Source organism: Burkholderia sp. Bp9012, from assembly GCF_003853825.1.
GTDB classification, from domain to species: domain Bacteria; phylum Pseudomonadota; class Gammaproteobacteria; order Burkholderiales; family Burkholderiaceae; genus Burkholderia; species Burkholderia diffusa.
On the sequence record NZ_QTQA01000033.1, the window covers coordinates 31,155 to 51,664 of the forward strand.

The 20,510-nt window shown below is 64.3% G+C and carries 17 protein-coding genes and 1 pseudogene; 4 read left to right on the top strand and 14 right to left on the bottom strand.

The window, feature by feature from the left end:
- Nucleotides 1–39 precede the first annotated feature (39 nt).
- The 4 genes from DIE11_RS31490 to DIE11_RS31510 all read right to left on the bottom strand — a co-directional run bounded on the left by DIE11_RS31490 (nucleotide 40) and on the right by DIE11_RS31510 (nucleotide 5,496).
- Nucleotides 40–1,557: a mannose-1-phosphate guanylyltransferase/mannose-6-phosphate isomerase gene (locus DIE11_RS31490; RefSeq protein ID WP_124629373.1), complete on the bottom strand. Its 1,518-nt coding sequence runs from the start codon at nucleotides 1,555–1,557 to the stop codon at nucleotides 40–42.
- 89 nt (nucleotides 1,558–1,646) lie between these two features.
- Entirely contained in the window at nucleotides 1,647–2,621 is a 975-nt protein-coding gene (locus tag DIE11_RS31495; RefSeq protein ID WP_124629374.1) for a GlxA family transcriptional regulator, read from the bottom strand.
- A gap of 675 nt (nucleotides 2,622–3,296) precedes the next feature.
- Nucleotides 3,297–3,647 carry a hypothetical protein gene (locus tag DIE11_RS31500; RefSeq protein ID WP_124629375.1) on the bottom strand — a complete coding sequence of 117 codons (351 nt, stop codon included), beginning with the start codon at nucleotides 3,645–3,647 and terminating at the stop codon, nucleotides 3,297–3,299.
- Between the two features lie 805 nt (nucleotides 3,648–4,452).
- The gene (locus DIE11_RS31510; protein WP_124629376.1) at nucleotides 4,453–5,496 is read right to left on the bottom strand and encodes a GlxA family transcriptional regulator; all 1,044 of its coding nucleotides are present in this window, start codon (nucleotides 5,494–5,496) and stop codon (nucleotides 4,453–4,455) included.
- 364 nt (nucleotides 5,497–5,860) lie between these two features.
- Between DIE11_RS31510 and DIE11_RS31515 the strand changes: the two genes are divergently transcribed.
- The 3 genes and pseudogenes from DIE11_RS31515 to DIE11_RS31525 all read left to right on the top strand — a co-directional run bounded on the left by DIE11_RS31515 (nucleotide 5,861) and on the right by DIE11_RS31525 (nucleotide 8,364).
- A complete protein-coding gene (locus DIE11_RS31515) occupies nucleotides 5,861–6,196 on the top strand; it encodes a hypothetical protein (RefSeq protein WP_124629377.1) in 336 nt (111 codons plus the stop codon).
- 1,114 nt (nucleotides 6,197–7,310) lie between these two features.
- Nucleotides 7,311–7,448 (top strand): annotated as a pseudogene (locus tag DIE11_RS37260) (phosphohydrolase); the annotation flags it as partial.
- Between the two features lie 169 nt (nucleotides 7,449–7,617).
- Entirely contained in the window at nucleotides 7,618–8,364 is a 747-nt protein-coding gene (locus DIE11_RS31525) for a glucose 1-dehydrogenase (RefSeq protein ID WP_124629396.1), read from the top strand.
- Between the two features lie 184 nt (nucleotides 8,365–8,548).
- Here DIE11_RS31525 and yjfF read toward each other — a convergent pair whose 3' ends face one another.
- The 4 genes from yjfF to DIE11_RS31550 form a co-directional block, all read right to left on the bottom strand.
- Nucleotides 8,549–9,667: a galactofuranose ABC transporter, permease protein YjfF gene (gene yjfF / locus DIE11_RS31535; protein WP_124629379.1), complete on the bottom strand. Its 1,119-nt coding sequence runs from the start codon at nucleotides 9,665–9,667 to the stop codon at nucleotides 8,549–8,551.
- Nucleotides 9,664–10,704: an ABC transporter permease gene (locus tag DIE11_RS31540; RefSeq protein ID WP_124629380.1), complete on the bottom strand. Its 1,041-nt coding sequence runs from the start codon at nucleotides 10,702–10,704 to the stop codon at nucleotides 9,664–9,666. Before DIE11_RS31540 ends, yjfF begins: the two co-directional genes overlap by 4 nt.
- On the bottom strand, nucleotides 10,701–12,215 hold the full coding sequence (locus DIE11_RS31545; RefSeq protein ID WP_124629381.1) for a sugar ABC transporter ATP-binding protein: 1,515 nt from the start codon (nucleotides 12,213–12,215) through the stop codon (nucleotides 10,701–10,703). Before DIE11_RS31545 ends, DIE11_RS31540 begins: the two co-directional genes overlap by 4 nt.
- A 68-nt stretch (nucleotides 12,216–12,283) precedes the next feature.
- A complete protein-coding gene (locus tag DIE11_RS31550; protein WP_059529188.1) occupies nucleotides 12,284–13,246 on the bottom strand; it encodes an ABC transporter substrate-binding protein in 963 nt (320 codons plus the stop codon).
- Between the two features lie 428 nt (nucleotides 13,247–13,674).
- On the opposite strand from DIE11_RS31550, the gene DIE11_RS31555 reads away from it, so the two are divergent.
- Nucleotides 13,675–14,745 carry a DNA topoisomerase IB gene (locus DIE11_RS31555; RefSeq protein ID WP_124629382.1) on the top strand — a complete coding sequence of 357 codons (1,071 nt, stop codon included), beginning with the start codon at nucleotides 13,675–13,677 and terminating at the stop codon, nucleotides 14,743–14,745.
- A 27-nt stretch (nucleotides 14,746–14,772) separates the two neighbouring features.
- Here the strand turns inward: DIE11_RS31555 and pqqE are convergent, their stop codons facing one another.
- The 6 genes from pqqE to DIE11_RS31585 all read right to left on the bottom strand — a co-directional run bounded on the left by pqqE (nucleotide 14,773) and on the right by DIE11_RS31585 (nucleotide 20,263).
- Nucleotides 14,773–15,897, bottom strand: coding sequence for a pyrroloquinoline quinone biosynthesis protein PqqE (gene pqqE, locus DIE11_RS31560; RefSeq protein WP_409364592.1), 1,125 nt, complete (start codon nucleotides 15,895–15,897; stop codon nucleotides 14,773–14,775).
- A gap of 1 nt (nucleotide 15,898) precedes the next feature.
- On the bottom strand, nucleotides 15,899–16,180 hold the full coding sequence (gene pqqD, locus DIE11_RS31565; protein ID WP_006751646.1) for a pyrroloquinoline quinone biosynthesis peptide chaperone PqqD: 282 nt from the start codon (nucleotides 16,178–16,180) through the stop codon (nucleotides 15,899–15,901).
- Nucleotides 16,177–16,896 (bottom strand): pyrroloquinoline-quinone synthase PqqC, encoded by a 720-nt coding sequence (gene pqqC, locus DIE11_RS31570; RefSeq protein ID WP_124629384.1) that lies wholly within the window; start codon nucleotides 16,894–16,896, stop codon nucleotides 16,177–16,179. The genes pqqD and pqqC overlap by 4 nt, the downstream gene beginning before the upstream one ends.
- A 2-nt stretch (nucleotides 16,897–16,898) precedes the next feature.
- Nucleotides 16,899–17,822, bottom strand: a complete 924-nt coding sequence (gene pqqB / locus DIE11_RS31575) for a pyrroloquinoline quinone biosynthesis protein PqqB (protein ID WP_124629385.1) — start codon at nucleotides 17,820–17,822, stop codon at nucleotides 16,899–16,901.
- Nucleotides 17,823–17,886: 64 nt separating this feature from the next.
- The gene (gene pqqA, locus DIE11_RS31580; protein ID WP_006410019.1) at nucleotides 17,887–17,961 is read right to left on the bottom strand and encodes a pyrroloquinoline quinone precursor peptide PqqA; all 75 of its coding nucleotides are present in this window, start codon (nucleotides 17,959–17,961) and stop codon (nucleotides 17,887–17,889) included.
- Nucleotides 17,962–18,253: 292 nt separating this feature from the next.
- Nucleotides 18,254–20,263 carry a sigma-54-dependent Fis family transcriptional regulator gene (locus DIE11_RS31585; RefSeq protein ID WP_124629386.1) on the bottom strand — a complete coding sequence of 670 codons (2,010 nt, stop codon included), beginning with the start codon at nucleotides 20,261–20,263 and terminating at the stop codon, nucleotides 18,254–18,256.
- Between the last annotated feature and the right edge of the window lie 247 nt (nucleotides 20,264–20,510).

Here is a 20,510-nt window from a genome sequence, read left to right on the forward strand (position 1 = left end):
CCTCCATTTCAATCCGCAATGCGCAAAACCATCGATTTCTCACGCGCGCCCGTACGTATCGTCGAACCGCACGATGTCGTCCTCGCCGAGATACGATCCCGATTGCACTTCGATGAGCTCGAGCGGCAACTTTCCCGGGTTCTCGAGCCGATGCGTCACACCAAGCGGAATGAAGGTGGACTCGTTTTCGCCGAGCATGAATTGCTCGTCCCCGCGGGTAACGAGTGCCGTTCCGCTCACGACGATCCAGTGCTCGGCACGGTGGTGGTGCAGTTGGAGCGACAACCGTCCGCCCGGATGCACGACGATTCGCTTCACCTGGAATCGGGCGCCGTGATCGATCGAGTCGTAGTAGCCCCACGGGCGACGCACCTTCCGGTGCGTGTCGGCTTCCGGCGCCTGCTGCGCACGGATCCGGTTCACGAGGCCCTTCACGTCCTGGACGCGCGAGCGGTCCGCCACCAGCACCGCATCGGCGGTTTCCACGACGACGGCATTGGTCATGCCGACACATGCGACGAGCCGCCCTTCCGAATGCACGAAGCTCGACGTCGCACCTTCGAACACGACCTTGCCGCGCCCGACGTTGCCGTCCGCATCCTTGTCGAGTGCCTCCCAAACGGCATCCCACGAGCCGAGATCCGACCAGCCCGCATCGAGCGGCACGACCACGCCCTCCACCAAGCTCGAGTCGGACACGAGGCGTTCCATCACCGCGTAATCGATCGAATCCGAAGGCGACTGAAGAAAGGCATCCTCATGCGGCCGGAAGAATGGGCCATCGTGCTTGCCATGCACGTGCGCCGTAAGGCATGCGGCGTGCATATCGGGCTGGAGCGTGCGCAACGTGTCGAGCCAGACGCTCGCGCGCACGACGAAAATGCCGCTGTTCCACCAGTAAGAACCCGACTCGACGTACTGCGCCGCGAGTTCGGCGGCCGGCTTCTCGACGAATCGCTCGATGCGGTGCGCACCGGCACCAAGGGCCTCGCCGATCTTGATGTAGCCGAACCCCGAATCGGGCCGCGTTGGTGGCACGCCAAGTGTTGCGATCGCGCCGCGCCGCGCATGCTCCACCGCGAGTGCAATCGCACGGTGAAACGCGGCGGTATCGGCAATGGCGTGATCGGCCGGCATCGCGACGACGATCGCGTCTTTCCCGTCCGCACTGGCGGCAGCGACCGCCAGCGTCAGCGCGGGCGCCGTATCGCGTCGGACCGGCTCGACGATGACGCGGGCATCGAGTCCGCTGGCCCGAAGCTGCTCCGCCGTGACGAAACGATGCTCGTCGCCGCAAACGACGATCGGCGCCGATACATCGCCTTCTTCGATCGAAAAACCCGTCATGCGCTGGACAGTCGCCTGCAGCAGGGATTCCGCACCCAGTACGCCGATCAACTGCTTCGGATACTGTTCGCGCGACATCGGCCACAAGCGCGATCCCGATCCGCCTGCGAGAACAACGGGCGCAACGCTGACCTTCACGTCGACTGCGTCGCCTCGACCTGAGCCGACCTTCCCTGTTTCTCCGCGCTCTGTCTCCCTGGACGACGACATAATCTGCACTCCTATTCTCTCAGGCAATGATTCGATCTGACAATCATGGAATGAGCTCCGTCCCTTCGCCGAAGCCTATCCAGCCTTCTCTACAACGCCAGTTCCGTCTGGCTCAAGCGTGCCTGGAACCGGTATTCCGAGGGTGTCACGTCGAGGTGTCGCCGAAAAATTTTGGCCAGGCGATCACCGTTCCCCCACCCGCATTTCCGCGCGATCTTGCCGATCGGCAAATCGGTTTCCATCAACAACTGCACCGTGCGCTCCAGGCGAACCTGCAGCAGAAATTCGGACGGCGTCACTCCGATTGCCTGCTTGAAATGCCGCAGGAAATTCCGTTCGCTCATTGCAGCAACCCGCACTGCATCGCTGACGGATATGGCTCGCCCACAGTTCTTCCGCAACCAGCTCGCCGTCGCGCGGACCCGATCGGCAGGTGTGCCGTTGCGCATTTCACCATCCGGCTCTGCCGGATCGAATGCGTCGTTCAGCGCGAGCCGCGCCGTAATGCCGCGCACCGCATCGCCACCCAGGTCACGTTCGATGAGCGCCAACGCTGCTCTCGCGGGCGCGTAGCCGCCGCACTCGACGCGCCCTGCATCCACGTCATCGATCGTGTGCGATCCATTCAGCGCCGCATCGATCAATATCCTGCCTTCGCCGATCGTCTTGACCATGCCTGCCTTCGGCAGCACGATCCGCAACCAGTCGATCATCCGAACGTCGCGCGCCGCGCGCCGTGCGCCTTCTCCGCCTGCAACGAATAGCGCGTCAAACGCATGCGTCGAGCCCGCATCGCATGCGAATGTCCGCACGCTGATGGCCGACGACCAGACGATGTTTCCACCTTTCGCCGAATAGAAGCGAACGTCGTACAGCGGATGCCCTATCGCGCGCGCCGCATGGATTTCATTCGCTGCCTCGAACACCTCGAATACCGCGCCCGCCGCAAACAACGAGAAGCCCTCGAAGACGACAACGCCAATATTCCGATACTTGCGTAACCGCTTCCCCCCAACATCTGCTACCGCTTCATCTCCCGAATGATCGACACTCGTGTGCGTCATGGTGTGCTCTCGGACATTCAGTCCAATCAACTTCGGTCGTTCTGGATCGACGTTTTTTGCTCGGTTGCGACGCATCATACCGAGGGCGCCGGATGGCGTTTAAACGCTGGCTGATTCGAACAAACAGTCGTCGGATTAGTCTGCGGGATTTCCCTGATCGGCCAAATGTTGGCGGTTTCTGACTACCTCGACGCAACGAAATGGATGACGACGAGCTTGCGGAAACAACGGCGCTCGAATGAGAAGCGAGTGGTCTCGCGACAGCCTCCACTCGGCGATCGCAGCGACGTGGTGTGCTCGACGGGCGGGCAGTCGTCCGCCAAGGTGCGCGGCGCTCTCGCGCACGAATCACGGTGTCGTGCGGTTGGGTGCGACATGATCATGCGTCGGTGGGCATCGTCGCTGATAGTCGACTGACCGCTGGAAAGTTCGACAACAATACGGCGGCACCACGCGATCGGCATCGTTGACGATCAGCCTTCATCGATGAGTCGAATTCGGCCACGGGTGCCGCGCAAGGCCGATTAGCCTGGATCCGCCATCCCGGTGGGCCGGCGAATCGGGCCAACGTCGCGGTGCAGCAGCGCTGCTGCATTCAGCTTCTTGTATTTTTCAAGGTGCGTGCCGGCTGGAACTTGCTCGAGCCGCATGACGACGCACACGCGAGTCGGGCGTCTACGACATTGCCGCGCTCGCAATGAGCGACGCAACCGCCACGGGTAGCGCGAACAGCGCCGACAGCGCCATTCTTTTCAAGATTCGAGCGCGCGCCACCTCACGCGAGCCGCGGGCTCGGCGCGACTGGAATTCGAGCAGCAGCAGCCCCTCACCATGTCGTGCGCCAGCCCAAAAACCTGACGCGGCGCTGAAGACGAGGTAGGTGAGAATCCAGACGAAACAGATCCTCGACAAGATCAGAAGAGCGACGTTCATGGCGGCGATGCTCCGTTGTCGGCAGATACCGCGCATCAGATGGTGAGCGGTTCGATGCCGATAGCGTACATTGCAATGCAGCATATCGGACATGACAATTTTTCCGACGATTCCGCCAACCAATTACAGTACGTTTCGTGCCGGTGGCGCACGTCGAGAAGCGCGACGCGGATGCAATAACGTTCGCACTACTTCACAATGTTCGATTCCAGGAACACGTATCGTCTTTCGGATCCACGACGCGAACGACGGCGACTGACATTCACCGCACGTGCAGCTCGATCCGTGATGAATAAAAAGGCCTGCGTGCCGCACGGCACGCAGGCAAAATTCCGAGGAGAGTTCCGGGGTGAACGCGTCTCCTCGAAAGGCCAGACTAAAGCCTAACGTCGAATCGACCATTTCGAAACGAGATGGCGGCTTCGGCCACGATCATGGCCGAATGAAAATATATCGAACCATGCGCGCGCGCTTCTCAGTCGGCATTGCGCCGTCACCCTCGATTCGCTCGACGCGAGTGGCGGATTGCTTCGGTGTTTTGGCCGACGAACGCAATCGCGGGCCGCCATGATGAGAGGCATGCAGACGGACATCTGCCAATTCAAGCATCGGGAAAACCGGCACATCACGCCGGTAGCCGGATTGCACGCGAATCCGGCACGATGCCCGTTCACTTCGACAGATTTCCAGGAGCCGATCCGCCATGCTTCGGCTGGACACCTTCTTGCGCGTCGTCGACGCAACCGCACGCGTTGCGATCGATCTGATCATCTCGAATGACGATGGCGCGTACCTGTTCGACGCGAACGTACTTCGGCACGTCCGTCTGAAATCGAACGCGCGCTGCTCCCGCGGACAAATCGGCTATCCAACGCCGGCCGTTATTCTGGCGCGGGCTTCAAAACGACGATGTCCCGTTGCGCATGTCCGAACCGCCGACCGATGAGAACATTCTGTCCCGAGCGGCCGCGCGATACTCCGTCGGCGACATCGACAGATGCTGGCGGAAAAGCTTGGCCAGCCGGTCTCCACTGCCGAGGCCGACCCGTCGCGCGACCTTGTCGGCGGGCAAATCCGTCTCGACCAGCATGGAGCACGCCTTTTCGAGCCGCACCCGCAGCACGAATTCGGTTGGCGTCACGCCGATTTCGTTCTTGAAGCGCCGCAGGAAATTCCGCTCGCTCATCGCAGCGGCCTGCGCTGCATTGGCGATCGAGATGCGATTCGCACTGTTGGCCCGAAGGTGATGAGCGGCCGCGCGAATCAATTCACTGGCTCGCGCCTCCTGCGCCCCGAACAGAACGCTCGCAAATTTCCTGTTCGCCCCCGGCATCATGTATGAGACGATCTCTTGCGCGACTTCGTAGCCAGCGTCACGCACGACGATCGACAACGCGGCCGCAAACATGCCTTCACCGTCGTCGTCGGATGGCCCCGATTCGCCCGTACCGCAAGCGGCAAGCGTCGCTTGCGGTATGACTTCCGGAACTTTCTGGTTCAGGCGAATCGTCGTCAGCATTTCGGCGCCGGCATTATCGCCCTTGACCACGCGGGCGCGCTGATGAGCATGCTGCAACCAGCTGATGAACGCGTCGTCGAGGCCGCCTGCGCGCCCCTGTCCACCGAGCACGAACATGGCCTTCACACTGCTCGCATCGAGCGGACGAGCCGCTTCCGTCCAGATCTGTACACCCGACGACGAACGAACAGCGCCACCGTGACTGGAATAAAGCCGCAATTCATAGCGATCGGCAAACGCGACATTCACGCCTTCGAGCTGATTTGCAAGCTCGAATACTGCGGCCAGCCTGCCCATTTGCATAATTGAAAAGCCGTCGAGCAGCAGGATGATGACGCTGTCCCGCCGACGACCGACGCTTCTTCCCCGGTCACCACTCACTCTGAACCCCGTAGTCGTTTCGTTCGGCACTATTTGCATCATCTCGGCCTCTTAACAATTTTTTGCATTTTCTGCAGCGCATCATATGCGGCTAAATCGTCGGCCGTTCCGTCGGTGTCCGATCCCGCCTCATTGTTGACGGAATCAATCAAGGCGATGATATGGAACCAATTATTTGTTGATAATCATGATTAGGGGTTGGTGTGGCGGCACAAAGTAACGAAGATTTGCTCTAGATCATTGACGTAACATTTTTTGCAACACAAGGAACAGCGCATGTTTCATGCTGGAAATAGAACATGCGTTCGATTCCGTACAAAACATGACGCTATTGGTCATAAGGAATGGCCTTGTTCGCTTCGTCCACCGCCTCGACAGTCAAAGTGGATGAGGCGAAATAAGCGCAATGCAACCTTCTGCGGGAGGGGGATATTACCTTGCAAACGTGGCGATGCAAGCGCGATACGAAAAAATCATAAATGGCAAGCGTTTTAACGTTTGCCATATTAAGCAAATTCTTCCATATGCATTCAAAACCATATTTATGGATGGTAGCCGCATTTCATCAGATAAATACGCACGGATGGAAATTCTCGAATATTTCGTAACATTGAACCCGAAGTGCGCCACGGCCTGCGCGTCACATCACCAGGGCCATCGGTTTCCGAAATATGCGGATCTGCCGCCAGCCGATCGTGATATTTGCCGGACGTCAATCGTACGAAGCGCATTCAGCCACTGAAACGGGACTTCGTTCCTCGCGCGGCGGTGCCGGTGCGACGCATACACTGTTCGCCTACGGGCTGCGTGCACTCGTCAGGCGGTGAACGATGCGCGTCGCAGTGCCCGAGCGGCATCCGATGGCGCATGCGCCGACAGGTGACTCGAAGATATCGTCTTGCCAATCAGTAAGGAAAACGAATTGCCAGGGGTGTGATCGTACGACGTGCGCGTCGATATCCGACGCTTGGCGGCGCCCTCCTCAATCGATCACACTCGGAAATCGAATTCCTGCCGGCATGACTTCAACCGCGATGATTGCGCTCACTGCGAAGCGTCATCGAACAGGCGTTGCGCACGCCATTCAATCGGACGGTCGACCCACACGTCGATCTCACGCATCGCTCAGCGATTATCGATTCGCCATCGTTTTCGAATCTTCCACCCATTGATTCCAGCGTCTGCAACGCCGATAACCGGAATTTTTCAATGTGACACGCAGCTTGAAAACGTCTTCTTTTCCGGACGACGTCGTTCGCGAAGCGAACTATGAGATCAATATCGCAGCGCCTATAGACCATAGCATGCGGCATGCATTGCACGCCAGCCTGGGAAATGAGCGTGTCAGCACGACCATCACTCGGTGCAGTTTCCTTACCGGCCCAACTCCGCACACGTCGCGCTCAGGATCTTTCGATACGCCACGGCACGGTTCCCCGACGAGTCGGCACATACCCCCGACGATGAGGCCGCACGACAAACGGGAGTGCCGACTCCGCGCCGACTCGCCCCTGACTCGCCCCTGACTCGCCCCTGACTCGCCCCTGACTCGCCCCTGACTCGCCAATAATAAAATCTGAAATCATTCCAAAAAATTCGACGAAGTCCGATTAAATCAAACCATTGACGCATCGCGACAATATTGAGCCGCTTCACTTTTATTCATCCATCAAAAATTCGCCATCCGATCTCTCCGCACACTCCACTTCGATCAGAATTACCGTCAATTCGATCGACATGAAGAATCCGGAACGCATCACCCTCCGTTATTTTTTAGAGACAGCCCGCCTTTTTAATTTCGCATTAGCAATTGAGGCTGGCCCAATTTCCGTCCCAGTCTTAGCTGGAAAATTCCGGCTCTTGAGGCTGGCATCAATCACAAGCCGGAGACCACATTCGGCAACGTGAAAGCGGACGTGATCGCCGACAAGGAGCCGCATTTCCATCGCGGAAATTTTTGTTCAGTGATCCGTAACTCGCCGTGGCCGGGCTAAAGCAGAAGTCCTGCACGACTACGCGTCGATTCGCCCAGCATCGTGCGATCGGCGCCCCGATTTCGCGACGGCGCATCAGTCCGAGGTGGCAGAAAACATTGCCGATTGCATCGTGCGCGACGCGACGTCGGTCTCTATCAGCGGCTTCATTCACACCGAGGTAAAAATCATGAGCAAGCTTGCAGGGAAAGTGGCGGTCGTCACCGGTGCGTCGAAAGGGATCGGCGCGGCCATCGCGAAGGCGCTTGCGGCAGAGGGCGCATCGGTTGTCGTGAACTATGCGAGCAGCAAGACCGGCGCGGACGCCGTTGTGTCAGCCATCACAACAGCCGGAGGCACGGCGATTTCCGTGGGCGGCGACGTGTCGAATGCCGCCGACGCGAAGAGCATCGTCGACGCGGCGATCGAAACATACGGCCGCCTCGACATTCTCGTGAACAACTCCGGCGTCTACGAGTTCGCGCCGATCGACGCATTTACGGAAGCGCAATACCGCAGGCAGTTCGACGTCAACGTGCTCGGTGTTCTGCTCACCACACAGGCCGCGGTCCAGCACCTTGGCGAGGGTGCCAGCATCATCAATGTCAGTTCGGTCGTTTCGACACTCACGCCGGCCACGACCGCCGTATATAGCGGCACGAAAGGCGCGGTCGATTCCATCACCGGCGCACTCGCCCGCGAACTCGGGCCGCGGAAGATTCGCGTGAACACGATCAATCCGGGCGTGATCGTGACCGAAGGTGCACAGACCGCCGGGGTGATCGGATCGGAGTTCGAGAGTTCGGCGGTCAGCCAGACGCCGCTCGGCCGTGTGGGCAGACCGGACGACGTGGCGTCGATCGCGGTTTTCCTCGCCTCCGACGACGCAAAGTGGTTGACTGGCGAACACATCATCGCCAGTGGCGGCATGCGATGAGGCAGATTCGCGGAACTACGCCCGCGTGATCAGCCACCTCGGCCCCGCGGCGGCACGGGATCCGCTCGATGCGCTGGACCTGCACGCGATCGAGCGGCCGGCCGAGTCGCCAAAAGCTATCTGCATCGCCGATGCGTCGTTCAACGCCGAACCGGATAGGGATATGGCCGGACCGGCGTATTCGTCACCGGCGTGCCGCCGACGGTGTGAACCGCCACAACCGCCGCATCGTAGACACCAGCGCCGCATCGTCACCCGGCGCAGCTGAACCGGCCTGCGCGACTTCCCGCTTCCGCCGTTTCGGATCGAGCCCGGTCCCACCGGTACGCCGCCGTGCGGCGTGCCGCTCGATGACCCGCTGCAGCAGACAGAACACGCAGAGCAGCGCGCCGATCACGATCCGCGTCCACCACGAACTCAGCGTGCCGTCGAACGTGATGAGCACCTGGATCGTGCCGAGGATGCCGACGCCGAACACCGACCCGATCACGTACCCCACCCCGCCCGTGAGCAGCGTGCCGCCGATCACGGTCGCAGCGATCGCGTCGAGCTCCATCCCCTGCGCCTGCAGCCCGTAGCCGGACAGCACGTACAGCGTGAACACCACGCCACCGAGCGCCGAACAGAAGCCGCTCAGCGCATACACGCCGACCTTCGTGCGCGCGACCGGCAGCCCCATCAGCAGCGCCGATCGCTCGTTGCCACCGACCGCATACACGTTACGGCCGAAGCGCGTGAAATGTGCAACGTAGATCGCGGCGGCCAGCGTCGCGAGCGCAATCAGCGCACCGGCGCTCAGCGTCCCGCCGCCGACCGGCACGCTGATGCCCGCGAGCGCATGGAAGGTCGGCTCGTTGATCGTGATCGACTGGGTCGTGATGAGGAAGCATGCGCCGCGCGCGAGAAACATCCCGGCGAGCGTGACGATGAACGGCTGCAACCTGAAGTAATGAATCAGCGCGCCCATCGCCGCGCCGTACAGCGCGCCGAACACGAGCACGAGCGGCACGATCGCCCAGACGGGCCAGTGCAATCGCTCGGCGCCGACCGCGCAGAAGATCGTTGTCAGCGCAACGACAGAGCCGACCGACAGGTCGATACCGCCCGACACGATCACGAACGTCATCCCGATCGCGACGATCAGCAGGAACGCGTTGTCGACGAGCAGCCCGGTCAGCACCTGCATCGAGAAGAAGCCCGTGTACATCACGGATCCGAAGCCGAACAGTGCGGCAAACAGCACGATCGTCACGACGATCGGCAGCGTGCGCGGGTCGGTAAGCGATGCGAAGAATCGTTTCATCGCGGCGTGGCTCCGGTGGTGGCGCGCGAGCGGGTGGAAGACAGCAGCCGCGACGCACGCTGGATCACCAGCCCGCGCGCCGCGTCCGACTGGATCAGCGTCACGACGATCACGACGAGCGCCTTCACGACGAGCGTCGCCTCCGGTGGCACGCCGATCGAATAAGTCGTGTAGGTGAGCGTCTGGATGATCAGCGCGCCAAGCACGGAACCCGCGAGGCTGAAGCGGCCGCCGAGCAGCGACGTGCCACCGAGCGTCACCGCGAGGATCGCGTCGAGTTCGAGCAGCAGCCCCGCGTTGTTGCCGTCGGCGCTGCGCACGTTCGAGCTGGCGAGGATGCCGGCGAGCGCCGACATGACGCCGGAGAACAGATACACGCCGAACACGACCGCCCCCGCGCGCAAACCCACGAGCCGCGTCGCGACCGGGTTCACGCCGATCGCGCGGATGAACAGGCCGAGCGCCGTGCGGTTCACCAGCAGCGCGGTCGCCGCGATCGTCGCGATCGCGATCCAGACCGAACACGGCACCGCCGCGAGATAGCCGCCGCCGAGTTCGAGGTAGCCCGGCGCGCCGATCGGGATGATCTGACCGCCCGTCAGCAACTGCGCGATACCGCGTCCGGCGACCATCAGGATCAGCGTCGCGATGATCGGCTGCATCCCGACGAACGCGACGAGCACACCGTTCCATGCCCCTGCGAGCAACCCCACGCATAGCGCAGCCGCCAGCGCCGGGCCGACCCGCGCCGGATCGCCGTCGAGCACGATCGCCGCGGCCGCGCCGGCGATCGCGACGATCGCGCCGACCGAGATGTCGATCCCGCGCGTCGCGATCACGAGCGTCATGCCGAGGGACACGATCACGAGCGGTGCCGCGCGATTCAGGATGTCGATCGGTGCGCCGAACAAGTGGCCGTCGAGCACCGCGATCGACAGGAAGCCGGGCCGATGCGCGACGTCGAGCGCGAACAGCAGCGCGAGCGTCAGCATCGGCCATACGAGCGGATGGCGAAGCAACGTGCGTAACCGGATCATGACCGGCCTCCCGCGATCAGTTGATACACGTGTTCCTCCGACGCCTCGGCACCGGTCAGTTCGGCGACCTTGCGGCGATCGCGCAGCACCGCGATGCGGTGGCTCACGCGCACCACTTCGCTGATCTCCGATGAGATGAACAGGATCGCGAGCCCCTGCGCGCACAGCGCGAGCACGCGCTCCATGATGTCGAATTTCGCGGCGACGTCGATGCCGCGCGTCGGCTCGTCGAGGATCAGCAGCTTCGGCTCCGTCGCGAGCCAACGCGCGAGCAGCACCTTCTGCTGGTTGCCGCCGGACAGCAGCCCGATCGGCTGCTCCGCGTCGCGCGCCTTGATGCCGAGCTTCGCGATGTACGCCTCGGCGAGTTCGCGCTGGCGCGCGCGGCCGATCAGCCGCCACCAGCCGCGCCGAGCCTGCAGCGCGAGGACGATGTTCTCGCGGATCGACAACGCCGCGACGATCCCCTCCTTCTTGCGATCCTCAGGGCAATACGCGATCCCGTTGCGCACGGCATCGTGCGGCGACGCGAGCCGCTTGCGCGCGCCGTCGATCTCGATCGCGCCGGTGTCGGTTCGCTCGGCCGCGAACGCGAGCCGCGCGGTCTCCGTGCGCCCCGAGCCGAGCAGCCCGGCCAGCCCGACGATCTCGCCGGGCCGCACGTCGAGATCGAGCGGGCTCATCATCCCGCGCCGGCCTGCCTGCTGCATCGACAGGAACGGCGCGGCCGCATCGGCATCCCGCTGCACGGCCGCCGCGCCTGCCTGCATCTTGCCGGACATCGGTTCGCGGCCGGTCATTTTCGCGACGAGCATATCGACCGGCAGGTCGCGCGCGAGGTACTCGCCTTCGCGCTCGCCGTTGCGCATCACCGTGATCCGGTCGGACACCGCATAGGTCTGTTCGAGAAAGTGCGTGACGAACAGGATCGCCATCCCCGACGCCTTCAGTCGGCGCAGCACGTCGAAGAGCCGAGCGACCTCGCCGTCGTCGAGACTCGACGTCGGTTCGTCGAGAATCAGCACGCGCGCATCGACCGACACGGCCCGCGCGATCGCGACCATCTGCTGCACCGCGATCGGATACGCGTCGAGCGAGCGCGTGACGTCGAGTGACAGGTCGAGCTCGGCGAGCGCATCGCGCGAGCGCGCATGGATCGTCTTCCAGTCGATCGCCCCGCGCCGCATCGGCTGCCGGCCCGCGAAGATGTTCTCGGCGACCGACAGGTTCGCGCACAGGTTCACTTCCTGGTACAGCGTCTGGATTCCGGCCGCCTCTGCTTCGCGCGGCGCGGCGAACCGCACCGGTGCATCACCGACGCGAATCTCGCCCGCGTCGTGCGCGTGCACGCCGGTCAGCACGTTGATCAGCGTCGACTTGCCCGCGCCGTTCTGGCCCATCAGCGCATGAATTTCGCCCGGAAACAACCGGAAGTTCACGCGCTGCAGCGCGTTCACGCCCGGGAACGCCTTGTCGATGCCGATCATCTCGACCACCGGCGGATTCGTCATGGATCGCCCTCGATTCGAGGCGGAAGGCTGACGGCGGCAGCCACGCCGCCGCCCGCGTCCGCCGGGACTCAGTACTTGCGGGTCGGCAGCACCTGCGCCGCGACGCTCATCGGGAACACCGTCTCGTTCGTGACGATGCGCTTCGGCAGTTGCTTGCCGGCGACCACGTCCTTCACCGCGGTCATCAGCTGCGGCCCGAGCAGCGGGCTGCATTCGACGTCGACGTTGATCTTGCCGGCCACCATCGCCTGGAAGCCGCCCTTGGTCGCATCGAACGAGACGACGCTCACGTCCTTGCCGGGCTTGATGCCGGCCTCTTCCATCGCCTGGATCGCGCCGAGCGCCATGTCGTCGTTGTGCGCGTAGACGACGTTGATCTGCTTGCCATAGGTCTTCGCGAACGCTTCCATCACCTGCTTGCCGCCGGCGAGCGTGAAGTCGCCGCTTTGCGATGCGATCACCTTGAACTTCGGATTGTTCTTGATCACTTCGAGCAGGCCCGCGCGGCGATCGTTGGCCGGTGCGGAACCGACCGTGCCCTGCAGCTCGACGATATTGATCGGGCCCGCATCGTTCTTGAAGCGCTCTTCCATCCAGTGGCCGGCGCGCCGCCCTTCCTCGAGGAAGTCGGAGCCGATCATCGTCACGTACAACGACGGATCCTTCACGTCGACGCCACGATCGGTCAGGATCACCGGAATATGGGCCGCCTTCGCTTCGGTCAGCACCGGCTCCCAGCCCGACTCGACGACCGGCGAGAACGCGATCACGTCGACCTTCTGCGCGATGAACGAGCGGATCGCACGGATCTGGTTCTCCTGCTTCTGCTGCGCGTCCGAGAATTTCAGGTTGATGCCGGCGTCCTTCGCCGCGCTCTTCACCGACACGGTGTTGGCGGTGCGCCACGCGCTTTCCGCGCCGACCTGCGAGAACCCGAGCGTGATCGGCTTTTGCTGCGCGTGCGCACCCGAAGCGAATACCGTCGCCGCGGCGACGAGCGCACCGGCCGTCAGCTTCCTGATGAATGTCATGGTCCGTCTCCGATGATGTCGTTGTATGCCGCGGCGCCTGCCTGGCGCGATGCCGTGCTGTTGTGGTTCTGCGTGGCGCGGGTGCGGTTCGGGGCGGTGCCGGCCGGCGCATGCGGCCGGCCCGGTATGTACGCCCCGGATCAGTCTAGAAACAAGTCCGATAACCTTCCAATGAAATATTGGATTGAAGCGATATCGGTATCGGCATACGTATAAACACCTAGCACCGGATCGTCGCCTGCCCCCAACCGTTTCGACGTGGGCGGGGCGGCGGATCCCGCGGCGGCGCACGGATCTTGCTGTCGCACTGGCAAGCGCTGTTCGCGCCCCGCGACAGCCGCTCCGACAACAAGGAGAACAACGATGTCCGCCGCGCGTGAACGCCGATCGCCGCACATGGATACGCCGCTTCGCTGGCGGCTTGCGACATGAAGAAACGTACGTCCCGAAGCGGCCCCGGCACCGAAACCGGCGCTCCCCTTGCCGCTCCGCTGCGCCATGTCGACGACCGGCATCCCGGCTATACGCGCCGGCGGTTGAGCCACGGCTTCGCGTACTACACGCAGGACGGCGTCCGGATCCGCGACGCCGACGAAATCGCCCGCATCGATGCGCTAGCGATTCCGCCGGCGTATACCGATGTCTGGATCTGCATGGACCCCCGCGGCCATTTGCAGGCGACGGGGCGTGATGCGCGCGGGCGCAAGCAGTATCGCTATCACCCGCAGTGGCGCGAGACGCGCGACGCGAACAAGTACGCGCGGATGGCGGCCTTCGCCCGCGCGCTGCCGCGCATCCGCACGCGCGTCGCGCGTGATCTGGCACTGCCCGGGATGCCGCGCGACAAGATCGTCGCGACGATCGTGCGGCTGCTCGACACGACGCTCGCGCGGATCGGCAACGCCGAATATGCTCGCGAGAACGCGTCGTACGGGCTGACGACGCTGCGCAAGCGCCACGTGACGATCCGCCCGGGACAGGTTCGCCTGCGCTTCACGGGCAAGAGCGGCATCGAGCATGACGTGACCGTGGACGACCCGCGCGTCGGCCGGGTCGTGCGGCGCTGCGCGGAGTTGCCCGGGCACGAACTGTTCCAGTATGTGGACGACGATGGCACACGCCATTCGATCGGCTCGTCCGACGTGAACGAGTATCTGCGCGAAGCAGCAGGCGCGGAGTTCACCGCGAAGGATTACCGGACATGGGCGGGCAGTGTTCAGGCGCTGGCATTGCTGCGGCGCATCCCGCATGAGGACCTCACGCAGGCGCGCAAGCAGATCGTCGAAACGGTGCGGGCCGTCGCCGACATATTGCGCAACACGCCGGCCGTGTGCCGACGCTGCTACATCCACCCGGCGGTGCTCGATGCGTTCGAAGCCGGGATGCTCGCGGCGCTGGAGGTGCGCCACTCGCCGCGCGGGCTGCGCGTGGGCGAAGCCGCGTTCGCTGCGTTGCTCGGGCAGGCGGCGCGTCAATCGTCCAGGAAGTCGAGAAAGTGACGTGCCCGATACAGCGGCACGCGCCGCTCAACGCCCGACAGAATTCGCAGCACTGCGAAAGATCATCGGACGCTCGTCATGTGGCCCTACCCGTCGCGCGAACTGCACGGCCTGTTCGACCCGGCCGTGATGCTCGGACTTCGCGCAGACCGGATCGGCCTGCGCGGGGTCGCCGGCCAGCATGTACGCCTGGCAGCGGCACCCGCCATGATCCGCATGGCGCTCGTCACAGGTGCGGCACGGGTCGCGCATCCAGCCGTCACCGCGAAACGCGTTGAACGCGTCGCTTTCATACCAGATGTCCTTCAGCGACCGGTCGCGCACGTTCGGCAGCTCGAGACCGGGCAACCCGCGCGCGGCATGGCACGGAAGCGCGGTCCCGTCCGGTGCGACGCCGAGGAATACCGAGCCCCAGCCGTTCATGCAGGCCTTCGGCCGCTGCTCGAAGTAGTCGGGCACGACGAACAGGATCTTGCACCGTTCGCCGACGAGCTTGCGGTAGCGGTTGACCGTTTCCTCCGCTTCGCGCAGCTGTTCGGCGGTCGGCATCAGCTGGTCGCGATTCAGCATCGCCCAGCCGTAGTACTGCGTATTCGCGAGTTCGAGAAAATCCGCGCCAAGGTCGAGCGCCATCTCGATGATCTGGCCGACGTGCGGCAGGTTGTAACGATGCAGCACGCAGTTCAGCACCATCGGATAGCCGTGCGACTTGATCAGCCGCCCCACGCCGCGCTTGAGGTCGAAGGTGCGCGTGCTGGTCAGGAAGTCGTTCAGCTCGCGCGTCGAATCCTGCAGCGACAGCTGGATATGATCGAGCCCGGCCGCCTTGAGCCGGTCGATGCGCGCGGCATTCAGGCCCACGCCCGACGTGATCAGGTTGGTATAAAAACCCAGCGACCGCGCATGCTCGACCAGCACCTCCAGGTCGTCGCGCTGCAGCGGTTCGCCGCCGGAAAAGCCGATCTGCGCGGCGCCGAGCGCGCGCGCGTCGCTGATCACCGTGCGCCATGCGTCGGTATCGAGCTCCGCGCCGTGTGTCGCGAAATCGACCGGGTTGTAGCAGAACGCACAGTGCAGCGGGCAGCGGTACGTGAGCTCGGCGAGCAGCCACAACGGCGCGGACGGCCGGTTCGGAGGAGGGGTCATGTCCATGTCAGTCGAGCCAGCCGCGCAGTCGCGCATGATCGAGGAAGCGATAGACGTCCGACGCAAGGTCCGACGTGCTGAACAGCCGCTCGAGTTCGTCGATGATGTCGTCGAGCTCGCGCGTGCCGTCGCAGCGCGCGAGTATCTCGCCCGCGCTCGGGTTGAGCCGGACCATGCCTTCCGGATACAGGAGCACGTACGCATCCTGGGCCGCCTCCCACTGCAGGCGGTACATGCCCCTCAGCGAGGGGCGCAGCGGCACGCCGCTGACGGCGTCGTTGGAGTTCATGCGGGATACGCCTTTTCAATCGCATCGAGGATCGACCACAGCACATCCAGCTTGAACGACAGGATGTCGAGCGCGCGCCGTTGCGCGTCCGGTGTCGTGAAATGGCTCAGCGTCACCGCGAGCCCGTGTTCGACGTCGCGTTGCGCGAGCGGCACGCGGCTGCGGAAATACTGCAGCCCGTCCGCCTCGATCCACGGATAGTGGGACGGCCAGCCCGCGAGCCGGTCGAGGTGGATCTGCGGCGCGAACATCTCGGTCAGCGACGAGCACACGGCCTCCTGCCACGGCGCGTGCCGCGCGAAATTGACGTAGGCATCCACCGCGAACCGCACGCCGGGCAATACGTGCGCGAGCGACCACAACGCCTCGCGCTCGATGCCGACCGCCTCGCCGAGCCGCGCCCATGCCTCGATCCCGCCTTCCTGACCGCCGTGACCGTCGTGATCGAGAATCCGCTCGACCCACAGCCGGCGCGTGTCGCGGTCCGGGCAATTGGACAGGATCGCCGCGTCCTTCAGCGGAATGCTCACCTGGTAGTAGAAGCGGTTCGCGACCCAGCCGCGAATCTGCGACGGTGAGCACGCACCGGTATTCAGGCGGCGGTTGAATGGGTGGTGGATGTGATAGCGCGATTCGAGCGCGCGCAGGCGCGCCTCGAACTCCTGCGCACTCCAGGGTGTCGCGTGCAGCGCCGCGGCCGGAATCGGTGCGTTCATGGTCAGACCTCGAATTGCATGCCGTCGTGGGCGACCTCGATGCCGTGCTCGCGCAATTGCGCGCGCGCGCCGGAGCCGGGGTCGAGAATCGGATTCGTGTTGTTGATGTGGGTGAGGACCTTGCGCGTGTGCGCCGGCAGCAGCCGAAGGCGGTCGATCATGCCCGGTCTCGCCGCATCGCCGCACTGCGCGAGATGCCCCATGTCGGCCGCGTGCTTCGACGACAGGCCGAGGTCGATCATCTCCGTGCCGGTCCAGAATGTGCCATCCACCAGCACGAGGTCGGCGTCGCGCATCGCGGCGCGCACGCCGTCGTCGACGTCGGCGAGCCCCGGCGCGTAGAAAGCCTGCCGGCCGCTCGTCGTGTCTTCGATCAGGAGTGCGATGTTGTCGCCCGGCACGCTCGCCTCCCGGCGCGGCGAATAAGGCGGCGGCTTGCTGTCGACCGGCACGGCGGTGAAGCGGATGCCACCGGCGCCCGGTATCTCGAACGGTTCGCCCGGCGCGATCGTGTGGACGTCGACGCCGCAGTAGTGGCCGAGCAGCGGCACGAGCGGCAGCCCGGTCGACAGGTCGTCGAGCACCGGCGCGCTCGCATACAGCGGCAGCGACGACGTGCGTTCGCGCAGCATCAGCAGGCCCGTCACATGGTCGATCTGCGCGTCGCACAGCACGACGGCGACGATCGCGCTGTCGCGAATCGCGCGAGCCGGCTGCAGGTCGGGGGTGGCGCGCAGCTGCGCGAGGATGTCCGGCGACGCGTTCACCAGCACCCAGTCGACACCGTCGCCGCTGACCGCGATCGACGATTGCGTGCGTGGCACGATGCCGTCGGTGCCGGCCCGCGCACGACGGCAGTTGCCGCAGTTGCAGTTCCATTGCGGCAGTCCGCCGCCGGCGCCCGAGCCGAGTATCTTGATCTTCATCTGCGTGTGCTCCCGGCGCCGCCCGCATCGTGTCCGTCGATGCGGGCGGCACTGTGCGCGTCGATCAGCGGTTGGCGATGTACATCGTGATTTCGAAACCGAAACGCAGGTCGGTATAAGCCGGGGTGGTCCATTGCATGATGTGTCTCCTTGTTGAGTTGGTGAGTCGAAAAAACCGCATCGATCGAGCGGCCGATACCCATTCAGCAAGGAGCGTGCCGGGGCGGCACTTGCGTTGCGCAACGGCGTGCGAAGGCATGCGGCAGCCGCCGGGTGGTCACGGCACCGTCATTCTTACGATTTGCCGACGATAATATTTCAGAAACCGTCGAGCGACGGTTCATGCCACGCGCGGCCGGTTGAGCAAGTGTTGAATCCTTGAACACCGGGTGTTGCAACCTGACACACCGGTGTGACAGTCGCGGCTTGCGTCAGGGTTCGTCCGGCTCCAGCGCATCCGGTCCGGCGGCCGGCATCTTGCGGTAGATCGTGTTGCGCGACACGCCGAGCGCGCGTGCGGCGGCGGATACGTTGCCGCCGTGACGCGCGAGCGCGGCCGCGATCGCTGAGGCGGCCACGTCCTGCAGCCGCGCATCGCCGGCCGCGGTCGCGAACGCGGGTGCTTCCGATGCGAGCGGCGGAGAAGTACAGGCCTCCTGTGCCGCCGGGCCGCTGTCGTGCCGCACGTCGTCGAAGAAATCGTCCGGCAAATGTTCGCAGCGGATCTCGCAGTCGTCGTCGACCATCGCGGCCGCCGTGCGCAGCAGGTTCGCGAGCTGCCGGAAGTTACCCGGCCACGCGCAGCGCTCGAACAGCGCCATCACGTCGGGCGCGACGCTCAAGGGGCGGCGCCCCGGCCCCGACAGCGTTTCCCGCTGCAGCATCTTCTGCACGACCACCGCGAGGTCCGTGCGGTCGCGCAGCGGCGGCAGGCGCACCACGAGCCCGTTGAGCCGGTAGTACAGGTCCTCGCGAAAGCGGTTCTGCGCGATCATGTCGCGCAGGTCGCGGTGCGTCGCGCAGATGATCGCGATGTCTACGCCGATCGCCTTCGTCGACCCGAGCGGATTGACGATGCGCTCCTGCAGCACGCGCAGCAGCCGCACCTGCAGCGGATAGGGCATGTCGCCGATTTCGTCGAGAAACAGCGTGCCGCCGTTGGCCTGCAGCAGCTTGCCGGTCGCGCCCTTGCGGCGCGCGCCGGTAAACGCGCCCTCCTCGTAGCCGAACAGCTCGGATTCGATCAGCGTCTCCGGAATCGACGCGCAGTTGACCGCGACGAAGGGTCCGTCGCGGCGTGGTGAGTCGTTGTGGATCGCCTGCGCGAGCAGCTCCTTGCCGGTCCCCGTCTCTCCGGTGATCAGCACCGGAATGTCCTTACCGATCACCTTGCGGACCTTGGCGATCACCGCCGCCACCTGCGGATCGCCGGTGTCGAGATAGCTGAGCCGCGACAGGCTCGCCGCGCACTGCGCGGCAGGCGGCCGCGCGGCCGGCGCGGCGACGTCGTGCACTTCGGCGGGCCGGCTGCCCTCGGCCCGCAACGCGCGCCGGAACTGCACGCGCGCGCAGACCACCGCGCCGTTGCCGAGGTTCAGCGACACGTGCGGCTCGGTGCTCGCGCGCATCCGGTCGATCAGCTGCGCGCTCGTCACGTCGAACAGCGACGCAAGCGTATGCGCGCGCAGTGCGGCAAGCGGCATCCCGAGCTGGAACTGCGCGCTGCGATTGGCCGACAGGAAGCGGCCGTCCGCGGTGAACGCGACGATCCCCTCCATCAGCGTTCCAAGGAATTCGGGGCGGCCGTGAAACGACACCTGCAGCGTCTCCTGGAACGTCGTCGTGAACAGGTGGTTCTCGATCATCTGCACCGACATCTTCGCGAGCGCCATCGTGTGCTGGTGATAGCTGCGATGATCGCCCGTCACGTCGAGCACGCCGATCGCGTCGCCGTACGGGTCGAGGATCGGCACGCTCGAGCAGGTCAGGAAATGATTCGCGGCCAGGAAGTGCTGGTCGCCGTGCACGACCATCGGGCATAGCTCCGCGAGCGCGGTGCCGATCGCGTTGGTGCCCTGCCGGCTCTCCGCCCAGTTCGCGCCGGGGCGCAGCGCGACCCGTTCCGCGCGCCGCAAGAAGTCGTCGTCGCCGATCGAATGCAGGATCAGCCCTTCCGCATCGGTCAGCACGATCATGCTCTGCGTATTGACGATCTGCTCGTGCAGCGTCTCCATCACGGGCATCGCATGCACGCACAGCACGCGGTTCTGCTCGCGCTTGAGCGCCAGCGCGGTGCCGGACAACAGGTCGTAGTCGGGACGTGCCGACGCCTGCAGGCCGAACGTCTCGGACCGCTCATGGGACTTCTGGATCGTCGGCGTCGGCCAGCCGGGCGCATGCGTTGCCCGTGCGTTGGCCGTCGGATGAACGTCATCGCGCATTGTCTCCTCCGGGGATCCTTCCGGTCGGTGCCGGACTTTGTGCTGGATCAAGCAAACTTCGGGCCACGCTGCCGGCAGCGCTTGCGTCGGGCGCCGCGCATCGTCGTCCGGCGCAAACCGAAATGAAAATGAAAGCAACCTCAATCGCATGCGGTGCAGCCGGTGCGACGCGCCGGGGACGTAATATCGCGATTCCACCCGCCGCCGCTACCCGGTCGATCCCGATCGTGGTCGCTGGCGCGATTCT

Excerpts from the sequence above, each read along its gene's own strand:
- pqqE (WP_409364592.1), bottom strand. The coding sequence starts at position 15,897 with ATGGACATGACCCCTCCTCCGAACCGGCCGTCCGCGCCGTTGTGGCTG.
- DIE11_RS31525 (WP_124629396.1), top strand. The coding sequence starts at position 7,618 with ATGAGCAAGCTTGCAGGGAAAGTGGCGGTCGTCACCGGTGCGTCGAAA.
- DIE11_RS31500 (WP_124629375.1), bottom strand. The coding sequence starts at position 3,647 with ATGTCCGATATGCTGCATTGCAATGTACGCTATCGGCATCGAACCGCT.
- DIE11_RS31555 (WP_124629382.1), top strand. The coding sequence starts at position 13,675 with ATGAAGAAACGTACGTCCCGAAGCGGCCCCGGCACCGAAACCGGCGCT.
- yjfF (WP_124629379.1), bottom strand. The coding sequence starts at position 9,667 with ATGAAACGATTCTTCGCATCGCTTACCGACCCGCGCACGCTGCCGATC.
- DIE11_RS31550 (WP_059529188.1), bottom strand. The coding sequence starts at position 13,246 with ATGACATTCATCAGGAAGCTGACGGCCGGTGCGCTCGTCGCCGCGGCG.
- DIE11_RS31585 (WP_124629386.1), bottom strand. The coding sequence starts at position 20,263 with ATGCGCGATGACGTTCATCCGACGGCCAACGCACGGGCAACGCATGCG.
- DIE11_RS31515 (WP_124629377.1), top strand. The coding sequence starts at position 5,861 with ATGCAACCTTCTGCGGGAGGGGGATATTACCTTGCAAACGTGGCGATG.
- DIE11_RS31495 (WP_124629374.1), bottom strand. The coding sequence starts at position 2,621 with ATGACGCACACGAGTGTCGATCATTCGGGAGATGAAGCGGTAGCAGAT.
- pqqC (WP_124629384.1), bottom strand. The coding sequence starts at position 16,896 with ATGAACGCACCGATTCCGGCCGCGGCGCTGCACGCGACACCCTGGAGT.
- pqqB (WP_124629385.1), bottom strand. The coding sequence starts at position 17,822 with ATGAAGATCAAGATACTCGGCTCGGGCGCCGGCGGCGGACTGCCGCAA.
- DIE11_RS31545 (WP_124629381.1), bottom strand. The coding sequence starts at position 12,215 with ATGACGAATCCGCCGGTGGTCGAGATGATCGGCATCGACAAGGCGTTC.
- pqqD (WP_006751646.1), bottom strand. The coding sequence starts at position 16,180 with ATGAACTCCAACGACGCCGTCAGCGGCGTGCCGCTGCGCCCCTCGCTG.
- DIE11_RS31540 (WP_124629380.1), bottom strand. The coding sequence starts at position 10,704 with ATGATCCGGTTACGCACGTTGCTTCGCCATCCGCTCGTATGGCCGATG.
- DIE11_RS31490 (WP_124629373.1), bottom strand. The coding sequence starts at position 1,557 with ATGTCGTCGTCCAGGGAGACAGAGCGCGGAGAAACAGGGAAGGTCGGC.
- DIE11_RS31510 (WP_124629376.1), bottom strand. The coding sequence starts at position 5,496 with ATGATGCAAATAGTGCCGAACGAAACGACTACGGGGTTCAGAGTGAGT.